Below are 20,262 nucleotides of genomic sequence, written 5' to 3' on the forward strand. Positions count from 1 at the left end.
AACCACAAGGAGGACGCCGTGCGCGTAGCAGTCATCGGAGGCGGGCCCGGCGGGCTGTACTTCGCGGCCCTGGCCAAGCAGCTCTCCCCGCTCTGGGAGGTCACCGTCTGGGAACGCAACGCGCCCGACGACACGTTCGGGTTCGGGGTGGTCTTCTCCGACGAGACGCTCGACGGCATCGCGCAGGCCGACCCGGAGATCTTCGATGCCATGTCCGCGGACTTCGCCCGCTGGAGCGACATCGACGTCCGCTACAAGGACCGGGTCCTCACCTCGGGCGGGCACGGCTTCGCCGCCGTGGGACGCAAGCGGCTGCTCCAGATCCTGCAGGAACGCTGCGCCACCCTCGACGTGGACGTCCGCTATCGCACCCCGGCCCCACCGGTCGCGGAACTCGCCGCGGAGTACGACCTGGTGGTGGCCTGCGACGGTGTGCGGTCGGCGACGCGTGACACCTACGCGGAGACCTTCGTACCGGACCTCGACGAGCGGCACAGCCGCTATATGTGGCTCGGCACGGACAAGGTCTTCGAAGCCTTCACCTTCATCGTCGCCGAACAGGACTTCGGCACCCTGCAGGTCCATGCCTATCCGTTCGACGACACCCGCAGCACCTTCATCGTCGAAATGGACGAGGACGCCTGGCGGCGCGCGGGCTTCGAGAAGTTCGCGGCCCGCGACCACCCGCCGGGGACCAGCGACGAGGACAGCATCCGGCTGTGCGAGGAGATACTCGCCGGCCACCTCGACGGGCACCGTCTGCTGCCCAACAACTCCAAGTGGATCCGGTTCACCACCGTGCGCAACCGGACCTGGCGCCACGACAACGTCGTACTGCTCGGGGACGCCGCCCACACCGCGCACTTCTCCATCGGCTCCGGCACCAAACTCGCCATGGAGGACGCACTCGCCCTGGCGGCCTGTCTCCATGAACACCCCGGCGTCTCCACCGCGCTCACCGCCTACGAGGCCGAACGCAAGCCGGTGGTGGAATCCACCCAGCGCGCCGCCCAGGCCAGCTTGGAGTGGTTCGAGAACATCGGCCGGTACACCGGGCAGGACCCGCATCAGTTCGCCTTCAACCTGCTCACCCGCAGCCGCCGTGTCACGTACGACAACCTCCGCGAACGCGATGAGGAGTTCACCAGCACGGTCGACTCCTGGCATACCACGGCCCACACGGCGATCACCCGGCCCACGGGTACCTCCGTCCCGCCGATGTTCCGTCCCTTCCAGCTCGGCGGCCTGCACCTGCGCAACCGTGTGGTCGTGCCGCCCACCGCCCTGTACACCGCACGCGACGGCATCCCCGGTGAGTTCGAACTCGTGCACCTGAGCACCCAGGCGCTGGGCGGCTCCGGCCTGGTCTTCGCCGGCATGACGGCCGTCAGCCCGCAGGGGAGGGCCACGCCCGGCTGCCCCGGCCTGTACTCCGGGGAACAGGAGGCGGCCTGGCGCAGGATCACCGACTTCGTTCACCGGCAGTCGGACACCTGCGTGGGCATCCAGCTCACCCACGCCGGCCGCCGAGCCGCGACCGGTACCCCCGGGCGGGACGGCAGGTGCGCACCGCTCGGCGACGAGGGCTGGCCCCTGATCGCCGCCTCCCCGCTCGCCTGGGACGCGGCCAGCACGCTGCCTCGCGAAGCCACCCGCGACGACATGGACCACATCGTCCGCGACTTCGTCAGCGCCGCGGAGCGCGCCGACCGCGCCGGATTCGACGCACTGGAACTGCAGTACGGCCACGGCCACTTGATGTCCGGCTTCCTGTCCCCGCTGACGAATGTGCGCGCCGACGTCTACGGCGGCTCCCTCGGCAACCGGCTGCGTTTCCCGCTGGAGGTGCTGCGGGCGGTCCGCGCCGCATGGCCGGCCGGCAAGGCGCTGATCATCCGTATCTCCGCCGCGGACTGGGCCGAGGGCGGTACCAGCGAAGCCGACGCGGTCGCCATCGCCCGGGCCCTGGCCGACGCCGGTGCGGACGCCGTGGACATATCCACCGGCGAGGTCGTCGCCCACGAACGCCCCCGGTACGGCCGCAGCTACCAGACGCCCTACGCCGACCTGGTCCGCAACGCCACCCGTATCCCCACCATCGCCGTCGGCGCCATCTCCACCTATGACGACGTCAACTCGATCATCCTGGCCGGGCGTGCCGACCTGTGCGCCGTCGGCCGGGCCCAGCTCCACGACCCGCTGTGGACCCTGCACGCCGCGGCGGCCCAGAATTACACCGGACCCGCCGCCCCCTGGCCGCCGTCCTGGACAGCAGGCAGCGGAAAGCCCCCCGGCGCCCGCAGCGACCGCATCGCCCCGCGCCTCCAGCTGCTCCGCGAACCGGCCGCCCCCGTGCACCAGCGTTGGCTTCCGCACTCAGAAGCCGCCGCACCCGCGCCGGCGACCGCCCGCTGACCTGGAGGATCCAATGGACACCCTGCCCCGCTTCACCGCCGCCGCCGTCCAGGCTTCACCCGTCTATCTGGACGCCGCGGCCACCGTCGACAAGGCCGTGGCCCTCATCCACGAAGCGGCGGCCAACGGCGCTTCGCTGATCGTCTTCCCCGAGGTGTTCGTCCCCGGCTACCCCTACTGGAACTGGACGATGAACCCCGTTCAGGGGTCTCCGTGGTTCGAGCGTCTCTACCTCTCCTCCATCGACGTTCCCGGACCACACGTGGACGCTCTGTGCGCCGCGGCCCGACGGTACGGAGTCGTCGTGGTCATCGGCGTCAACGAGCGCGGCCCGCACAGCCTCGGCGTTCTCCACAACACGCTGCTGACCATCGGACCGGACGGGGAACTGCTCGGCGTGCACCGCAAGTTGGTGCCGACCTGGGCCGAGAAGCTCACCTGGACCGGCGGTGACGGCAGCTCCCTGCGGGTGCACCGGACTCCCGTGGGCCCGCTCGGTGTGCTGGCCTGTGGTGAGAACACCAACACACTGGCCCGCTTCACGCTCCTGGCCCAGGGCGAACTGGTGCACGCCGCCAGCTACATCGCGCTGCCGGTGGCCCCGGAGGACTACGACATGGCGGACGCCATCGCGGTCCGTACCGCCGCGCACAGCTTCGAGGGCAAGGTCTTCTCCGTCGTGGCCTGCTCCACCATCTCCCCGGAGATCGTGGACACCATCGCCGGCGACGATCAGGAGGTACGCCGGATGCTCGCCCGTCCGCGCAGCGCGCTGTCCGGAATCTTCGGCCCCGACGGGCGTCCGGTCACCAAACCGCTGATCGACGACGACGGCATCGTCTACGCCGAGATCGACCTCGCCAAGTGCATCCAGCCCAAGCAGATGCACGACATCGTCGGCCACTACAACCGCTTCGACATCTTCCAGCTCCACGTCGACAACCGCCCGCGCCCCCCGGTGACCTTCTCGGCAGACCCCGCGCTCCGCGATGCGGCACCCGCCGTCGCCCACCCCGCGACGGAAACCACCACCCCGCAGGAGGAAGCATGACCACCGAGCACGACGACACCATGCTTGGCCGGGCGCGCGTTTCCGACACCCCCGAACTCACCGCCTACTACCGCGAACTCGCCGAACTCCGGTCGGGCGCGCTGTGGACCGTCGCCAACGACATCGAGCCCTGGTATCCGCAGCCGAAGTCCGTGCCGGTCCTGTGGCGCTACGACGAACTCAGGCCCCTGGTCCACAAGGCACTCGACCTGGTCAAGGCCGACGACGCCGGCCGGCGCGTCGTCATGCTCGTCAATCCCGGCCGCAAGGACGTCAGCGCGGCCGTCGGACTCCTCTACACCGGCCTGCAGATCATGGGCCCCGGCGAAGCCATGACCGCCCACCGTCACCAGGCCGCCGCCCTGCGCTTCGTCCATGAGGGCACCGGCGCCTGGACCGTCGTGGACGGACAGAAGCTCAAGGTGGGACCCCGCGACTTCGCCATCACCCCCAACGGCACCTGGCACGAACACGGTAACGACAGCGACGAAGCCCCTGTCATCTGGCAGGACGGCCTCGACATCCCGCTGGTCAACGCCCTGGACGCGGGCTTCTACGAGGTCCACCCCGACCTGTACCAGACACCCGGAGACGTCATCAATTCCTCCGTCCTCACGTACGGTGGCAACCTGCTGCCCTACGGCATGGAGAAGTGGACCAGGCCGTACTCACCGCTGCTCGCCTACCCGTGGGAACCGACCTACGAGGCCCTGCGCAACCTCGCCAAGGCCTCCGGGGGATCCCCGTACGACGGAGTGATCGCGGAGTACACCAACCCGGTCAGCGGCGGCTCCGTCATGCCCACCATGGGTGCCCATATGCAGCTGCTGCGCCCCGGCCAGAGCACCCTGGCCCACCGGCACACCGGCTCTGTCGTCTACACGGCGGCGAAGGGTCGGGGCGTCTCCGTGATCGCCGGACAGCGCCTGGAATGGAAGCAGGGCGACATCTTCTGCGTCCCGTCCTGGGCCTGGCACGAGCACATCAACCTCGACCAGTCCGCGGACGCCTGCCTGTTCTCCTTCAACGACTTCCCCGTCATGCGCTCACTCGGCTTCTACCGCGAAGAGGCCTACACCGACAACGGCGGGCACCAGCCCACCGTCTGAGCCGCGCTCCCTCCGCAACCGCCGGCCCTGACACCGGTGGCGGAACGGCAGCGCCGCCGGGGACCTTCCTGTCGCGCCGACACCGTCCCCGGCACGGTCGGCGGTGCCCTCCTGACGAGGGCACCGCCGGCCCACCCCCTGGCCTCATGGATCCCCTTCCCTCACAGCCCACCGCAAGGAGCACCCGATGCGACTGATCACCTTCACCCTGGACGACTCGACCAACCGGCTGGGCGCCCAGGTCGACGACGACCGGGTGGTCGATCTCGCCGTTCTGGCCGGCCACGCGAACGTCCGACTGCCCCCGGACCTGCTGACGTTCATCCAGGCCGGTGCCGCCGCCCACGACACCGTGCGGCGCCTGCTGGCCGGCGACGCCGCCACCTGGCCGGCCGAAGCCGTCCACCGGATCGGCGATATCTCGCTCCGCGCACCGCTGCGCCCCGGCAAGGTCGTCGGTGTCGGTCTGAACTACGTCGAACATGTCGCGGAGTCCAGCCGCAGCCTGGACACCGACAAGGAACTCCCCAGCCGTCCGGTTCTGTTCGGCAAGCCCGCCACCGCGGTCACCGGCCCCGGGCAGCCGATCCTGCACAACGCGAACCTGACGACACAGCTGGACTGGGAGTGCGAACTGGCTGTCGTGATCGGCCGTACCGCCTTCCGGGTTCCGGAGGAGGACGCCTGGGACCACATCTTCGGCTACAGCATCATCAACGACATCAGCGCCCGCGATCAGCGCCGCTCCGGCCAGTGGTTCTTCTCCAAGGGGCAGGACTCCTACGCCCCGTTCGGCCCGGCAGTGGTCACCGCGGGCGATGTGCGCGACCCGATGGCACTGGATCTGTCGCTCCGGGTCAACGGCGTGATCAAGCAGAAGTCGAACACCCGGCACATGCTCTTCCCGATCGCCCGGCTCATCGCCGACATCACTTCGGGCATGACCCTGGAGCCCGGCGACGTCATCGCCACCGGCTCCCCCTCGGGTGTCGGCGCCGGTATGGTCCCCCCGGAGTTCCTCCAGCCCGGAGACCTGGTCGAGGCCACGATCGAGGGCATCGGCACCCTGGCCAACCCGGTGGTCGACGCCCGCTGACCGATCACCACCGCCCGCATCACCGTCCAGCAGAGGAGTGCCCTCCCGTGTCCCACCGCACCTACCGGATCGGCCAGATCGTGCCGAGCTCGAACGTCACCATGGAGACCGAAGTGCCGGCCATCCTGCGCGCACGGGAGACCGTCGCGCCCGAACGCTTCACCTTCCACTCCAGCAGGATGCGCATGACCCACGTCACGCCCGAACAGCTCCGGGCCATGGACGCCGACTCCGACCGGTGCGCCGTGGAGCTGTCCGACGCCCATGTGGACGTGCTCGGGTACGCCTGTCTGGTGGCCATCATGAGCATGGGCCTGGGCTATCACCGCACGTCCGAGGAGCGTCTGCACACCCGCACCGCGGAGAACGGGGCCTCCGCGCCCGTCGTCACCAGTGCCGGGGCCCTGGTCAACGGACTGCACACCCTCGGCTCCAAGAAGATCGCCCTGGTCGCTCCGTACATGCGCCCGCTCACCCGGACCGTGGTGGAGTACCTCACCCACGAGGGCTTCGAGGTGCTCGACTACGAGGCGCTGGAAATCCCCAACAACCTCGATGTCGCCGCGCACGACCCGGGCCTGCTGCCGGACATCGCCCGCGCCCTGGACTACGAGGAGGCCGACGCCGTCGTGCTCTCCGCCTGTGTGCAGATGCCCTCCCTGGGCGCCATCGAGGAGGCCGAACAGCTCCTGGGCAAGCCCGTCGTGTCCGCCGCGGTCTGCACCGCCCACCAGATGCTGCGTGCTCTCGACCTCCCGGCCGTGGCCCCGGGAGCCGGTCATCTGCTGTCCGGCGCGTACGCCGACGCGCCCCTGGTCCAGCAGGCGGCGACCGCGAGGTGACCACCCCGGGGCCGTCCGGGTCATGACGCCGCACGCGCCCCCTCCCGTCCCGATCCCCAGCCGGGCCGCGGGCGCCCGGCTCGATAGGATTGCCGCCGCACACAACGGAAGGCGATCATGTCGGACAGCCCCACCCGGCCCAGCTCTGTGATCAACACCGTCTACGGAGCATTCCTGCGCCGTCTCGGTGGATGGATCTCCATCGCCGACCTGATCACCCTGATGTCCGAACTGGACGTCGACAGCCCCGCGGTGCGCTCGGCGATCTCCCGGCTGAAGAAGCGCGGCGTTCTCGAACCCGAGCGGCAGGGTGCCACCGGCTACCGGGTCAGCCCCGCCGTTCACCGCGTCTTCGACGAGGGCGACCGACGTATCTTCGGCAGCCTGGAGCCCGCGGACCTGAGTGACGGCTGGGTGATGGCCGTCTTCTCCGTACCGGAGTCCGAACGCTCCCAGCGGTACCAGCTGCGCACCCGTCTGACGTGGCTGGGCTTCGGGAACATCGCCTCCGGCGTCTGGCTGGCGCCCGGCCGGCTGCTCGACGACACCCGCCGTACGCTCGTCCGCCTCGGGCTGGACGACTATGTGCACCTGTTCGCCGCCGACTACGCCGCGTTCAGCGACCTGCGTACCACCGTCAGCAGCTGGTGGGACTTTCCGGCGATCCAGACGCAGTACGCGGCGTTCACCGACACCTACGCGCCGGTCGCCGAGCGGCTGACCCGGCAGAGCGACCTCGACACCACTGAAGCGTTCCGTCACTACGTGCCGATGCTCACGCAGTGGCGCCGCCTTCCGTACCTCGATCCCGGGCTCCCCACCGAACTGCTCCCCGCGGACTGGAACGCGGTCGCCGCGCGCCAGGTGTTCCAGCAGCTGCATCTCGTACTCGCCGAGCCGAGCCTGCGTCATGTACAGAAAGTCACCGGTCTCGCCGAAGTGACTCCGCGGGTCTGACGGACAGGCCCCCGTCGACGACCGGAGACCGCTCCGTCATCCCTTCCATTACACCTGTAACTCTTGGATGCCCATGAGGGTGCAGTTTCATGTGACCCCCCTGGACGGGCGCCTGTAACACGTGTAAGCAGTCTCTTGTCGATGCGCGTACTCCGGCACGGGGTGTGCGGTGCGCGATGAGGGAGGCGGTGGTTACCCAAAGTTTATAGAGAGTGTCTAGCGACAGTTATTTTGGCGCGATAATCTCTTGAAGGGTCGAGCCTCCGGGCCACCCGTTCTCGTCACGGAACCGCGCCGTTCGGCGCCGGTGTCGGGCCATCACATGAACCCGAAGCGATGGCCGACCGGAAGGGCTTGGCGTAATCCGCCCATGAGCCCGCAGATTCTCTGACGCGCCAGGTTCCGCACGATGCGATGCGCATGCGCTGCGCAGCGCCACCGCGATCCCGCTTGTCCGCCGGCGCGATGCACATGCCCGTCGCAAGACCGCTCCGGTGCGACGCCGCCCCCGCAGGGCTCGAAATCCCTGATTGACCGACATGTTGCACGACTCCCTATGAGGTGAGCATGGCAATACTCTGGCTGGCGGTCAGGCGACTGCTGTCGTCGACTCCGCTGCTGTTCCTGGTCTCCGCCCTGACCTTCGTGCTGGTGTCCCTGGTCCCCGGCGACCCGGCCCGCACGATCGTGGGCCAGCACGCCACGGCCGAGCAATACCAGGCGGTGCGCGGTCAGTTGGGCCTGGATGAATCCTTGCCGGTGCAGTACTGGCACTGGCTGGTGCACGTCTTCCACGGCGACCTCGGATCCTCCCTCTTCAGCGGGGAGTCCGTGACCTCGGTGCTCAACAGCCGGCTGCCCGTATCCCTCTCCCTGATCATTTCGGGCACCTTCGTGTCGGGGATCCTGGGCGTGTCACTGGGCCTCCTCAGCGCGCGACGCGGGGGATTCCTGGTCAAGGCCGTGGACGGGCTCTCCCTGTTCGGCCTGGCGGTACCGGCGTTCTGGTTCGCACTCGTCCTGATCGCGATCGGATCCGTGCGACTGCACTGGTTTCCGGTCACCGGCTATGTGCCGTTCGCCGATGATCCGGTCCAGTGGGGGCGGTCGCTGGTCCTGCCGGTGCTGTCCCTGTCACTGAGCGCGGTGGCGATCATCGCCAAGCAGACCCGTGACTCCGTGCTGGACACCTCCGGACGCGACTTCATCCGGGTGATGCAGGCCAACGGCTTCTCGAAGCGTTCGATCCTCTACCGGCACGTGCTGCGCAATGCGGCCCTGCCGGTGGTGACCGTGATGGGTGTGGTGCTGGTCAGTCTGCTCGCCGCCGCGGTGTTCGTCGAGACGGTGTTCGCGATGCCCGGGCTCGGCAGCCTGACGCAGCAGGCGACCGTCCAGCACGACATCCCCGTCATCCAGGGCGCCGTCCTGTACATCACCGTGCTGGTGGTGCTCGTCAACCTGCTGGTGGACCTCGCCTACGGCCGACTCGACCCGAGGGTGCGTGCCTCATGAAACAGCTGACGACAGCGGCGGCCGGAAAGGCCGCACATCCACCCGGTCTGGTGCGCAGGATTCTGCGCCGACCGGCGGGCGCGGTCTCCATCGGATGGCTCGTGCTGCTGATCGCGGCCACCGCAGGCGCGGCACTCATCTGCCCGCACGGGCCGTTGGACCAGGACCTCGCCCATGTCCTGGGCGGCCCCTCGGCGGATCATCTGCTCGGCACCGACAACCTGGGCCGCGATCTGCTGAGCCGGCTGTTGTTCGGCGGCCGTTCGACGCTCCTGGCCACCGGGGAGGCGCTGGTGGTCTTCCTCCTCATCGGGGTCACCCTGGGCCTGGCGTCAGGATTCCTGGGCGGCTGGGTGGACTGGCTGATCACCCGTACCGCCGACCTGCTGTTCGCCCTGCCCGGCATCATCATCGTGCTGGTCGTGCTCTCCGTGTTCCCCGGCAACCTGCACGCCGCGATGATCACCTTCGGCGTACTCGGGAGCCCCGGCATGATCCGGGTGCTGCGCTCCCAAACCCTCGGCATTCGCGAGGAGTTGTATGTCGCGGCGGCCCGGGTCGCCGGTCTGACGCCCGGCCGGATCCTGCGGCGCCACGTACTGCCGCGCATGACCAGCATGGTCATCGTCCAGGCGGCGCTGTTCGCCGCGGTCGTGGTCATCATCCAGTCCGGTCTGGGCTTCCTGGGCCTGGGGGCACAGCCGCCCAACCCGTCCTGGGGCGGACTGGTGGCCGATGCCTCGCAGGCCATCGACCGCGCACCGTGGATGCTCGTCCCGGCCGGGGTTCCGCTGGTCCTCACCGTGATGGCCCTGGGACTGCTGGGCGATGCGATCCGCGACGCGTCCGTCGAGGGCTGGTCGGTCTCCAAGCTGGCGGCGCCCGCTGCCGCACTGCTACGGGCCTCAGCGGCTCCAACGGCTCCAACGGCTCCGATCGCTCCAACGGCCTTGGCTGATAGGCCCGATACGACTGATACGGCCGTCCCGTCGTGGGAAACCACCGCCGCGGATCCCGGCGCACTGCTGTCGGTGCGCAACCTGTCGATCGAGATCGGCGGAACCCTCGTCGTCCAGGGCGTGAGCTTCGACGTCCACGCCGGCGAAACGCTCGGCGTGATCGGCGAGTCCGGCTGTGGCAAGTCGGTGACCTCACTCGGCATTCTCGGTCTGATACCCGGCGGCGGGAGGATCACCGCCGGCCAGGTGCTCTTCGACGGCGTCGACCTGGCCGGCCCGTCCGCCGCCCTCGCCCTTGCCCACGTGCGCGGATCGGGCATCGCCTATGTCTCCCAGGAACCCATGGTCGCCCTCGACCCCACGTTCGCCGTGGGACACCAGCTCGCCGAAGCCGTCCGGCGCCACCGGCGCTGCGACCGGCGCGAGGCACGCAGCCGGGTGGCCGACCTCCTGCAGATGGTGAACATCCCCGATCCGGCCACGGTCGCCAGGCGCTACCCGCACCAGCTCTCGGGCGGAATGGCACAACGGGTGGCGATCGCGCTGGCGCTGGCGGGCGGCCCCAAGCTGCTCATCGCCGACGAACCCACCACAGCACTTGACGTCACCGTCCAGGCCGAGATCCTCACGCTGCTGCGCACACTCCAGGCCGAGACCGGGATGGCCGTACTCATCGTCACCCACGACTGGGGCGTGGTCGCCGACCTGTGTCACCGGTCGGTGGTGATGTATGCCGGGCAGATCGTGGAACAGGCCGAGGTCGAGGAGATGTTCATCCGGCCCCTGCACCCGTACACCGCAGTACTCCTGGCCGCCAACCCCCATCTGGCGGGCGACGGCGGGCCCTTGCCGACCATTCCCGGTACCGTGCCGGCCCCCAGGGACTGGCCGCACGGCTGCCGCTTCGCCGCCCGCTGCACCCTGGCCACCGACGCGTGCACGGACCAGCCCGTGGTGCTCACGGAGCCGGCGCCCGACCGGCTCACCCGGTGCATCCATTCCCAGCAGCTCCTCGTGGAAGGCACCCGGTCATGACCCAGCCGCTCGTCCTCGACATACGGGATCTGACGGTCGAGTTCCGTCAGGGCCGCCGCACCCCGCCGCTGCGCGCGGTCGACGGCGTGTCCCTGAGCATCGCGGCGGGGGAGACCGTCGGGCTGGTCGGCGAGTCCGGATCCGGCAAGTCCACCATCGGCCGCGCCGTGCTCGGCCTCAACGCCGTCCATTCGGGCCAGGTCCACTTCGAGGGCGCCGACATCACCCGGGCCCGGCCCCGCGTCCGCCGAGGGCTCAGCGCCCGGCTGCAGGTGGTCTTCCAGGACCCGTACTCCTCCCTCAACCCGGCCCGCACCATCGGACAGACCCTCGCGGAACCGCTGCTGGTCCACCGCAAGCACGATCAACGGCACACCGGCGCGCGCATCACCCAGATGCTGGAGCGGGTCGGCATGCCCCCCGACACCGCCGCCCGCTACCCCGGCCAGTTCTCCGGCGGACAGCGCCAGCGGATCGCCATCGCCCGCGCTCTCATGCTGGAGCCGAGCCTGGTCATCTGCGACGAGCCGGTCAGCGCCCTTGACCTGTCCATCCAGGCCCAGGTGATGAATCTGCTGGCTGAGCTGCAGAGCGACCTGTCCCTCAGCTATCTGTTCATCGCCCATGACCTGCCCGTGGTGCGACATCTTTCGCACCGCATCGTCGTCCTCTACCGCGGCCAGGTCATGGAGTCAGGGCCGTCGCAGACCGTGTACGCCGACCCCGTCCACCCCTATACCCGGGCGCTGCTCGAGGCCGTTCCCGAACCCGACCCGCGCGTCCAGCGCGCCCGCACGGCAGCGCGGGGGACCGCCGATTCCACCGGTGCGCCCGCTGTCGGCGGCTGCGTCTTCGCGCACCGCTGTCCGTACGCCATCGACAAATGCCACAGCGAACGGCCGCTGCTGCGGCCCGTTCCAGGGGGCGGCGGGAGCGGCTCCGCGGCCGCCCGCTCGGCCGCCTGTCACCGCGCCGCGGAACTGGCCGCGGCCGAGGGCGCGACAGTTCCGACCACTCCCACCGTTTCGTCAGTTTCGGCTGTTTCGAGAGTTTCGAGAGTTAAGGAAGCGACATGTTCAGAAAGCGAATGACCAGTGGGCTGGCGACGCTGGCCGTGCTCGCCGTTTCCGCCACCGCGTGCAGCGGATCCGGATCCAACTCCGGCGCAGGAGGCGGCGGCCAGGGCGATACCCTCACCGTCGTCGCCCCCGGTGCCCCGGCGAGCCTGGACCCGGCCAAGGCCAACGTCGGCTCCGACAACTGGTTCGTCAATCTCACCTACGACACCGTTCTCAGACAGGGGGAGAACGGCCGGACCGGCGCCGGGCTCGCCACGAAGTGGGGCTATGTCGGCACCGGCAACACCGCATTCGAGTTCACCCTGCGCAGCGGGCTGCAGTTCGCCGACGGCACCCCCCTGGACGCCAAGGCGGTGGCGGCCTCGCTGAACTACAGCCGGAAGAACGGTCTCAACGTCTCCTGGACGTCAGCGATCGATTCGGTCACCGCGACCGGTCCTCTCACCGTACGGATCCACTGCTCCAGCCCGCACCCCAACCTGCCGCAGCTCATGACCCAGATACTGATGGTCGGCTCGGTGATCAGCCCCCAGGGCCTGGCCAGTCCCACCAAGATGGGCACGCAGTCCTTCGGCGCGGGCCCGTACGTCCTGGACACCGCGCACACCGTCTCCGGCGACCACTACACGTATACGCCCAACCCCCACTACTGGGACAAGAAGAAGATCCACTGGAAGAAGGTGGTCATCAAGGTCGTCGGCAACCCGAACTCCGGACTCCAGGCGGTCAAGGCAGGCCAGGCCGACGCCATGGCCATCACCGCCAACCAGGTGGACACCGCCGATTCGGGAGGTCTCCAGGTCGTCGGAGCGCCGAATGTGTTCCTGGGCGTCAACCTCGTCGACCGCAATGGCACCCTGGCCAAACCCCTGAAGGACCTGCGGGTGCGGCAGGCCCTCAACTACGCCGTCGACCGGGACGCCATCACCAAGGCCATCGTCCAGGGCCACGGCCACTCCACCGACCAGATCTCCCTTCCGGGCCTGGACGGCTTCGCGGCCGACTACGACAACCACTACCCCTACGACCCGGCCAAGGCGAAGCAGCTCCTGACCGAGGCCGGATACCCCAACGGCTTCTCCTTGACGATGGAGACCCAGGGCTTCTTCGGCATCGACCTCGTCACTCAGGCCGTCGTCCAGCAGTGGAAGCAGATCGGCGTCACCGCCGATGTCACCACCGACACCAGCGTCGGCCAGTGGCTCGCGAGCGCCACCTCCCAGAAGTACCCGCTCCTGGGCTTCGGTTACGGCGGCGCGACCAGTTACGCACTATCGCTGGACTGGATGCTGCCGCACGCCACCGCCTTCAACCCGTTCGCCTCCTCCGACCCCAAAATCACCGGCAAGCTCGCCGCGGCGGCCGCCGCCGCGCCGGCCGAACAGCCGGTGCTGTACCAGGACGTCATGCGTTATGTCGTCGACCAGGCGTGGTTCGTCTCGGTACTGCGCATGGACGGGCTGTACGCGTTCAACAGCAAGAAGCTGACGGGCCTCACCGCGGCGCCCAGCTACATTCCCGACCTGGCCTGGAACGTGGCACCCAAGTAGTCGGCCCGGCCGCCCGGCCTCCGCCAAGGCCGGCCGGCGGAACCGAGATCCCCGGCCGGGCTCCGGCCGGGGACCTCATCGTGGACCGAACCTCCTCTGCCGACACATCAGCTAAATGAACGTCAAATGTCCGCGAAAAGTCGGTTCCAATGTATGATCGGGCTCGGAGGTGTTGCATGTCCGAGCTGTTCGACGCGGTGGACGCCCTGATCGCCAAGCGGTCCGTTCTGCCCTCGCCCGCTGAGCGGGAGCGGCTGCGCAAGGCCCACGGCCTGACGCAGGACGAGCTCGCCGACGCCCTGCGGATCCGGCGGGCGACGGTCGTGTCGTGGGAGAAGGGGAAGACCGAGCCGCGGCCTCCGCAGCGCGAGGCCTACGCCCGTCTCCTGGACAAACTGGCCGAGCTGTACCCGGTCAACGCCGCCGCACCCGAACCGGTCATGGCCCCCTCTGCGCCCCTGCCGCCGGTCCCGCCCGCCCCCGCTCCGGCGGCTGCGCCGGTGGCTGCTCCCGCCACGAGCGCCAGGCCGGCGCCGACGTCAGTACCGCCGCGGGCACCGACCCCGACGCAGGCCTGGCGCAACCCGGTGAAGCAGCCGGCCCCAGTTCGTACGGCGAAGCCCGCCGCGGTCTCGGACCCGGACTTCCCCAGCGGTCCGCTCGCGGTACTGGACGGCGACGGCACCGCGTACTGCGTCGGTGGCCTCATCCTGGAGTGCCCGGCGACATCACTCCCGGCACTGGTCGACTGGACGCTGACCCAGTCGGGTCTCGGCGCGTCACGGCTGCACCGCTCCGGCAAGGACCTCGACCCGCTGATCGTCCTGACCGAGTCGGCGGCCGTACGGTTCGGCCTCCCGGCCGGGCTCCCGGACGATCCGGAGACCCGGCGTACGCGGCGGCTGCCGGCGGATCACAAGGTCATCGCGCAGATCACCAAGGCGAAGTGGCAGCTGACGAAGCGCGGGTTCGGACCGTGGGCACGGATCTACCGTCCGTCCGAAGGCGGCAAGCGCAACTGCGTTCAGCTGTCGATCCCGTCCTGGGGAGCGCTCGATCAGCGGACCTGGGGCATCGCCTCGACCCTCGCGCCGGCCGACTTGGCCCAAGTGCTGGGCAGCTACGCGGCCCGAGTCATCACCCCGCGCGGCTCCAGCGCCGTCGCCGGCCTGGAACTCATGACCGCGCTGCGCCCGCCGACCCGCGCCGTCCGAGACGAGGCCACCGACACCTGGGTGTCAGGGCCGGTGCCCGGCTCGCTCACCCGGGCGGTCGACCCGGCGCCGCCCGAGGCGCCGGACGAGCACCCGGTGGTCGCCGCGCTGTACCCGCGCAACCACCAGCGCACCCCGGCCGAAGTCCTCGATGAAGAGGCGTACGACTGGATCCGGGACCCGGAGGAGCTCACGGATGACGAGTGCGAGACGCGGTTCGCCGTCGGTATCGACGTGAACACCGCCTTCCTCGCCGCCGCCAACCGGCTGATCGTCGGCCTGGGTGAGGCGGTCCACGTCAAGCGGCCCGTCTTCGACAAGAAGACGCCGGGCAGCTGGCTGGTCGACCTCGCGGGCATCGAGCTGGACCCGCGACTGCCCAGCCCGTTCACCCCGCACGGCATGACGCCGACGGGTCCGGCCTGGTACGCGACGCCGACCGTCGCCTACGCCCAGGAGCTCATCGGCCTGCTCGGTCTCCAGCTGACGATCCATCCGATCGAGGCGTATGTACGGCCGCAGAGCGGCACTTACCTCGACCCTTGGTATACACGGCTGAGCGACGCGTACAAGGCGACGATGGCCGACCTCCGTGTCACATCCGACCTGGCCGGGGCGGACTTCCTCGCCGCGATGGAACAGCACAAGGACGTCGACCCCGGGCAGGCCGCAGTGCTCTCGGCCATCAAGGCCACGGTCAAGGGCGGCATCGGCAAGCTCCGCGAGCGGCCGCAGGGCGCGAAGTACCGTCCCGGCGAGAGCTGGCCGGCTCTGGAGCGCCCGACCTGGCGCCCCGACATCCGCGCCGCGGTCATCTCCGCGGCCCGTGTCAACATGCACCGCAAGATGCTCAGGATGTCGGTCGCCGGCCTCTACCCGATCGCGGTCCTCTCCGACTGCGCCGTCTACCTCTCCGACGGCCCCACGCCGCTGGACTTCCTGCCGCACACCGAGGACGGCAAGCCGCTGCCGGGCACATTCCGCCTCGGGGTCTCGCCCGGGATGGTCAAGCACGAGGGCACCCAGGAGCTGATGTGGGCCGTCCACATGCTCGACGAGGGCCACAACCCGGCCCGGCACATCAAAGGCGTGGACGCCGCCGACGACGGAGAGTAGGACAAGGCCGTGGGACTGTTCGATGACGCGCTGGAGAAGGCCGAGCAGGAGACCGTGCACCGCCCGATCCCCCATACGACCTACGGCAGGGTCCAACACCTGCTGAAACAGGCCCGGATCGCCGACCGCAGGCAGATCAGGGCCACCGGCGGGAAACCCGCTTCCAAGGCCGAGCTGGCCCGCCGGGTCGCCCAGGTGATCGGCGTGTCCCAGCGCACCGTGGAGCGCTACCGGGACAAACAGATCAAGCATGCGGCCGGCGATCACGCCGCCAAGCTGGCTGCCGCGGTCCGTAAGACGTGGCAGCCCCGCGTCAAGGACCAGGCCCGGAAGAAGGCCGCCACAACGGCCGGCATCACGGTGGAGACCAGGGCGCGCTTCGGATTCACCGCCGCACCCGGCACCACCGACGACGGCCGCATCCGTCTGATCACCCAGCACCTCCCGCCCGAGTACGCCGCCCGCCTCTTCGCCGCCCAGGACTCCGGCGCGCCGCACGACCAGATGAAGGACATCGTCGCCGAGGGACTGCAGGAGATCTACTTCAAGGACAAGGGGCGCCGAGCGGACGGACTGCTGGTCGAGTTCAACGCCATCGAGTACGTGGAAATCGACTACTCATAGCGCCGGGACGCTTGGTTCATCAGCGGGAACGGAGGCTCGAAAGGGTCAGCGGCGGGTGAAATCCATGATCCAGTTGGTCACCCAGGTCGTTCCCCCGTCGAGGGAGAACGCCTGCTCCCAGCGCACGCGCTCATCGGCGATGTCCGACCAGATGAAACGCACCCGGACCTCCTTGTCCGCATGGGTGTCGTCGCCGTAGAACTCGCCCCGGCCGTCGGCGAACCGGCCGATGACCGGCGGGAACAGGGTGCCGGTGCGCTTGCTGGACCAGTACAGGGACCACTGCTTGAGCTCGGGATCGTACAGGCGCAAGGTGAGGCCGCTGAAGCCCTTCGTCGCGAAGTCGATCTCGTCGAAACTCGCCCCGCCGTCGAAGTGCCGGGAGGCGTGGCTGACGGCCGGGAACTCCTCCCACGGGCTCGTCTCATCGAGGAAGTCCGTGAGCCACCGGTTGGCGACGTCCCAGGTGCCGGTGAGGAAGTCGAAGTTGTCCATGAGCAGTCTCCTGAGCTGGTGCCGGGGGAACGGAGTGGTGCGGAAGTGCGGTAGGCGTGGCCGTCGGCGGGTTCGCCGTGCAATCCATGACTGGACTGTAGAACCGGTTCACTGACATCTTGTGTCAGTGAAGTCCAGCCGCCTTCTGTCGATCCTTCTGCTGCTCCAGACCCGGGGCCGGATGACCGCCGCGCAGCTCGCCGAGGAGCTGGACGTGACGGCTCGCACCATCTACCGCGACGTCCAGTCGCTGCACGTGGCGGGCATTCCCCTGTACGGAGACGCCGGGCACGCGGGCGGCTACCAGCTGCTCGCCGGCTATCGCACCCGGCTGACGGGGCTGAACGCGGGCGAGGCGGAGGCACTCTTCCTCTCCGGCATCCCGGGACCCGCCGCCGAGCTCGGGCTCGGTTCGGTCCTGGCCGCCGCCCAACTCAAGCTGCGCGCGGCACTCCCGCCCGAACTGCGCGAGCAGGCCGACCGGATGCGGTCCCGCTTCCACCTCGACGCGCCCGGCTGGTACTCCGAGGACGCCGAGGTCCCGCATCTGCCGCAGGTCGCGGACGCGGTGTGGAACAGCCGGGTACTCGATATCCGGTACCGCCGCTGGAAGGCGCCGACCGATGTCGACCGGCGCCTGGAACCGTACGGCCTGGTACTCAAGGCGGGCCGCTGGTACGTCATCGCGGCGGCCGGACCGGGACCGCGTACCTTCCGGGTCGACCAGATCCTCGATCTCACCGTGAGCAGCGAGACCTTCCAGCCACCCGAGGACTTCGATCTGGCCGAGTACTGGCAGCGCTACCAGGCGGACTTCCACGCCCGCCTGTACCGCGCCGAGGCGCTTGTGCGGATCGCCCCGCACGCCGCACCCCGCTTCACGGGAGCGGCCGCCCTGGCCCTGACCGACACCGGGACCCCCGAACCGGACGGGTGGCTCCGCGCGGTCCTCCCCATCGAGTCACTCGAGGCCGCCCACGGAATGTTCCTCGCCCTCGGCGCGGACGTCGAGGTCCTCGGACCCCCGGACCTGCGCGCCCGCATCGCCGAGACCTCCCGAACCCTGGCGGCCCGCTACGCCTCCGGCTGACCGGCGCGGCGGCCCGGCCGTACCGGTGCTGGTGATGGTGATGGTGATGGTGATGGTGCTACGAAACAGCGATCAGGCCCGGGCCGGCGGTGATCTCGATGTCGCGCTGGTCGACGTCATGACCCGCGTCGCAGCGCAGCCGGGCGTGCACGGGTGACCCGCACTCGCGGTGCGTGGCGCGTACCGAGGGCCCGGTGGAGTCCGCTGCCCAGTCATCGCCCCACTGCCGAAGGGCGGTGATCACGGGCAGCAGTTCGCCGCCTTTGCGGGTCAGCCGGTATTCGTCGCGGGTGCGCTGGCCTGGCTCCTGGTAGGGCACGCGTTCCAGAAGGCCCTGCGCCGTCAGCTCCTTGAGCCGCGCGGCCGCCACGGGCTCACCGATGCCGACGCGTCGCGCGAAGTCATGGAAGCGGCGGGTGCCGAGGAATGCCTCGCGCAGGATCAGCATCGCCGATCTCGTGCCGACGATCTCCAGCGCCCGCGCGACCGAGCAGTTGGTCATCGACCAATCGTCTCGGTCCTCCAGGAAGTCAGCCATGACTCCCAGCCTAAAGGCTGACTTGCCTAAACACCAGTCTGGTCGTAGGGTCCATCTAGCTTCTATAAACATAAGTCAGATGGCATGGGACGCCCGATGCGCTCCAGCGCCCTTGGACAGGAGATCCCGTCATGGACATCGCCAACACCACCGCGCTGGTCACCGGGGCCAATCGCGGCCTCGGACGTGCCTTGGCCAAGGAGCTGCTCGCTCGTGGCGCGAACGTCTACGCCGGCGCCCGCAACCCTGAGCAGGTCGATCTGCCCGGTGCTCGCCCGCTCGCCCTGGACATCACCGACCCGGCGTCGGTCGCCGCCGCCGCCCGGGCCGCCGGTGATGTCACCCTGCTGATCAACAACGCCGGCTCGTCCACCGGTGCGGATCTGCTCACCGCGGACCTGGAGAAGATCCGCCTCGAGATGGAGACGCACTTCTTCGGGACACTTTCGATGACACGGGCCTTCGCCCCCACGATCACCGGCAACGGTGGTGGCGCGATCCTCAACATCCTCTCCGTCCTGTCCTGGTTCAGCCTGCCCGGCATCGGCGCCTACTCGGCTGCCAAGTCCGCCGAATGGGGTCTGACCAACGCCCTGCGTCTGCAGTTGGCGGACCAGGGCATCCGGGTCGCCGGTCTGCATGTCGGGTTCATGGACACCGACATGGCCAAGAGCGTCAACGGGCCCAAGCAGGACACTTCCGATGTCGCCCGCACCGCGATCGACGCCCTCGCCGACAGCGCGTATGAAATCGTCATCGACGACATCAGTCGCGACATCCAGGCCAACCTTTCCGGCGGTGTCACAGCCCTGTACCCGCAATTCCCGTAGGCCCCGACCTCCCGCCGTAACTGAGCGCGCAGAAGCCCACGATGGGAAAGGTGCGGGTCGGCCACACGCCGTTCACGCCCGCCGGATAGGGTCGCGCCGCTGGTAGGACGGACCGGAGAGGCGAAAGAGGACCCGTGGACGGCGCAGACGAGGCCGCGGTTCAGCGGGTGGGGCTGGGGACGATCGCCCGGGAGTGGGGCCGGATCGACTGCGTCGGCTTCGGGGGCCCGCCGACGCATATCGCCCTGCTGCGGAAGCTGTGCGTGGAACACCGGGGCTGGATCAGTGCGGCCGAGTTCGAGGACGGCATCGCGGCGACCAATCTGCTGCCGGGCCCCGCCTCGACCCAGCTGGCCATCTTCACCGCCTGGCGACTGCGCGGCCTGGCCGGAGCCCTGATCGGCGGAGTGTCCTTCATCGTCCCCGGACTCGTGCTGATCCTCGCCCTGGCTGCCCTGTTCCTCGCCGGCGACCCGCCGCTGTGGGTGCGCGGGGCGGCCGCCGGAGCGGGCGCGGCCGTGGCCGCCGTCGCGGTGCAGGCTGCGGTCGCCCTGGTCCCGGCGAGCTGGAAGCGGGCCGGGACCAGTGGGCCGCCCGGGCCCGCTGGACCGGCTACTTCCTAGCAGGCGCGGCGGCGGTCGCACTCGTCGGCCCCTGGATGGTCCTGGTCCTGGTGGCCGCCGGCGCCCTGGAAGTCGCGATCCGCGCCCGCCCGGCCCCGCCGAACCCCACCCCGCCGAACCCCAC

General features: G+C 69.5%; 17 protein-coding genes. 15 read left to right on the forward strand and 2 right to left on the reverse strand.

What is annotated here, in order from left to right:
* The first annotated feature begins 18 nt into the window (after positions 1-18).
* The 12 genes from QMK24_RS31210 to tpg all read left to right on the forward strand — a co-directional run bounded on the left by QMK24_RS31210 (position 19) and on the right by tpg (position 16,562).
* Entirely contained in the window at positions 19-2,415 is a 2,397-nt protein-coding gene (locus QMK24_RS31210; RefSeq protein ID WP_283470195.1) for a bifunctional salicylyl-CoA 5-hydroxylase/oxidoreductase, read from the forward strand.
* A 13-nt stretch (positions 2,416-2,428) separates the two neighbouring features.
* Positions 2,429-3,466 carry a carbon-nitrogen hydrolase family protein gene (locus QMK24_RS31215; RefSeq protein WP_283470196.1) on the forward strand — a complete coding sequence of 346 codons (1,038 nt, stop codon included), beginning with the start codon at positions 2,429-2,431 and terminating at the stop codon, positions 3,464-3,466.
* Complete coding sequence (locus QMK24_RS31220) at positions 3,463-4,575, forward strand: cupin domain-containing protein (protein WP_283470198.1); 1,113 nt, start codon at positions 3,463-3,465, stop codon at positions 4,573-4,575. Before QMK24_RS31215 ends, QMK24_RS31220 begins: the two co-directional genes overlap by 4 nt.
* A gap of 187 nt (positions 4,576-4,762) precedes the next feature.
* Positions 4,763-5,671 carry a fumarylacetoacetate hydrolase family protein gene (locus QMK24_RS31225; protein WP_283470199.1) on the forward strand — a complete coding sequence of 303 codons (909 nt, stop codon included), beginning with the start codon at positions 4,763-4,765 and terminating at the stop codon, positions 5,669-5,671.
* 101 nt (positions 5,672-5,772) lie between these two features.
* On the forward strand, positions 5,773-6,513 hold the full coding sequence (locus QMK24_RS31230; protein WP_283470216.1) for a maleate cis-trans isomerase family protein: 741 nt from the start codon (positions 5,773-5,775) through the stop codon (positions 6,511-6,513).
* Positions 6,514-6,630: 117 nt separating this feature from the next.
* Positions 6,631-7,470, forward strand: coding sequence for a PaaX family transcriptional regulator (locus tag QMK24_RS31235; protein WP_283470200.1), 840 nt, complete (start codon positions 6,631-6,633; stop codon positions 7,468-7,470).
* A gap of 567 nt (positions 7,471-8,037) precedes the next feature.
* Positions 8,038-8,985: an ABC transporter permease gene (locus QMK24_RS31240; RefSeq protein ID WP_283470202.1), complete on the forward strand. Its 948-nt coding sequence runs from the start codon at positions 8,038-8,040 to the stop codon at positions 8,983-8,985.
* Positions 8,982-10,979 carry a dipeptide/oligopeptide/nickel ABC transporter permease/ATP-binding protein gene (locus tag QMK24_RS31245; RefSeq protein ID WP_283470203.1) on the forward strand — a complete coding sequence of 666 codons (1,998 nt, stop codon included), beginning with the start codon at positions 8,982-8,984 and terminating at the stop codon, positions 10,977-10,979. The genes QMK24_RS31240 and QMK24_RS31245 overlap by 4 nt, the downstream gene beginning before the upstream one ends.
* Positions 10,976-12,070: an ABC transporter ATP-binding protein gene (locus QMK24_RS31250; protein WP_283470204.1), complete on the forward strand. Its 1,095-nt coding sequence runs from the start codon at positions 10,976-10,978 to the stop codon at positions 12,068-12,070. The genes QMK24_RS31245 and QMK24_RS31250 overlap by 4 nt, the downstream gene beginning before the upstream one ends.
* Complete coding sequence (locus QMK24_RS31255; RefSeq protein ID WP_283470205.1) at positions 12,052-13,608, forward strand: ABC transporter substrate-binding protein; 1,557 nt, start codon at positions 12,052-12,054, stop codon at positions 13,606-13,608. Before QMK24_RS31250 ends, QMK24_RS31255 begins: the two co-directional genes overlap by 19 nt.
* A 176-nt stretch (positions 13,609-13,784) precedes the next feature.
* A complete protein-coding gene (gene tap, locus QMK24_RS31260) occupies positions 13,785-15,938 on the forward strand; it encodes a telomere-associated protein Tap (RefSeq protein WP_283470206.1) in 2,154 nt (717 codons plus the stop codon).
* A gap of 9 nt (positions 15,939-15,947) precedes the next feature.
* Complete coding sequence (tpg, locus tag QMK24_RS31265; protein WP_283470208.1) at positions 15,948-16,562, forward strand: telomere-protecting terminal protein Tpg; 615 nt, start codon at positions 15,948-15,950, stop codon at positions 16,560-16,562.
* Positions 16,563-16,607: 45 nt separating this feature from the next.
* On the opposite strand, the gene QMK24_RS31270 is transcribed toward tpg, so the two are convergent.
* Positions 16,608-17,057, reverse strand: a complete 450-nt coding sequence (locus QMK24_RS31270) for a hypothetical protein (protein ID WP_283470210.1) — start codon at positions 17,055-17,057, stop codon at positions 16,608-16,610.
* A 127-nt stretch (positions 17,058-17,184) separates the two neighbouring features.
* Between QMK24_RS31270 and QMK24_RS31275 the strand changes: the two genes are divergently transcribed.
* Entirely contained in the window at positions 17,185-18,147 is a 963-nt protein-coding gene (locus QMK24_RS31275) for a helix-turn-helix transcriptional regulator (RefSeq protein WP_283470211.1), read from the forward strand.
* A 58-nt stretch (positions 18,148-18,205) separates the two neighbouring features.
* On the opposite strand, the gene QMK24_RS31280 is transcribed toward QMK24_RS31275, so the two are convergent.
* The gene (locus QMK24_RS31280; RefSeq protein WP_283470212.1) at positions 18,206-18,685 is read right to left on the reverse strand and encodes a winged helix-turn-helix transcriptional regulator; all 480 of its coding nucleotides are present in this window, start codon (positions 18,683-18,685) and stop codon (positions 18,206-18,208) included.
* 131 nt (positions 18,686-18,816) lie between these two features.
* On the opposite strand from QMK24_RS31280, the gene QMK24_RS31285 reads away from it, so the two are divergent.
* Together QMK24_RS31285 and QMK24_RS31290 are read left to right on the forward strand one after the other, a co-directional pair.
* Positions 18,817-19,515, forward strand: coding sequence for an SDR family oxidoreductase (locus QMK24_RS31285; RefSeq protein ID WP_283470213.1), 699 nt, complete (start codon positions 18,817-18,819; stop codon positions 19,513-19,515).
* Between the two features lie 134 nt (positions 19,516-19,649).
* Positions 19,650-20,138: a chromate transporter gene (locus QMK24_RS31290; protein WP_283470214.1), complete on the forward strand. Its 489-nt coding sequence runs from the start codon at positions 19,650-19,652 to the stop codon at positions 20,136-20,138.
* The last annotated feature ends 124 nt before the right edge of the window (positions 20,139-20,262 follow it).

It is taken from the genome of Streptomyces sp. PH10-H1, assembly GCF_030063355.1.
In the GTDB taxonomy this organism is placed as follows: domain Bacteria; phylum Actinomycetota; class Actinomycetes; order Streptomycetales; family Streptomycetaceae; genus Actinacidiphila.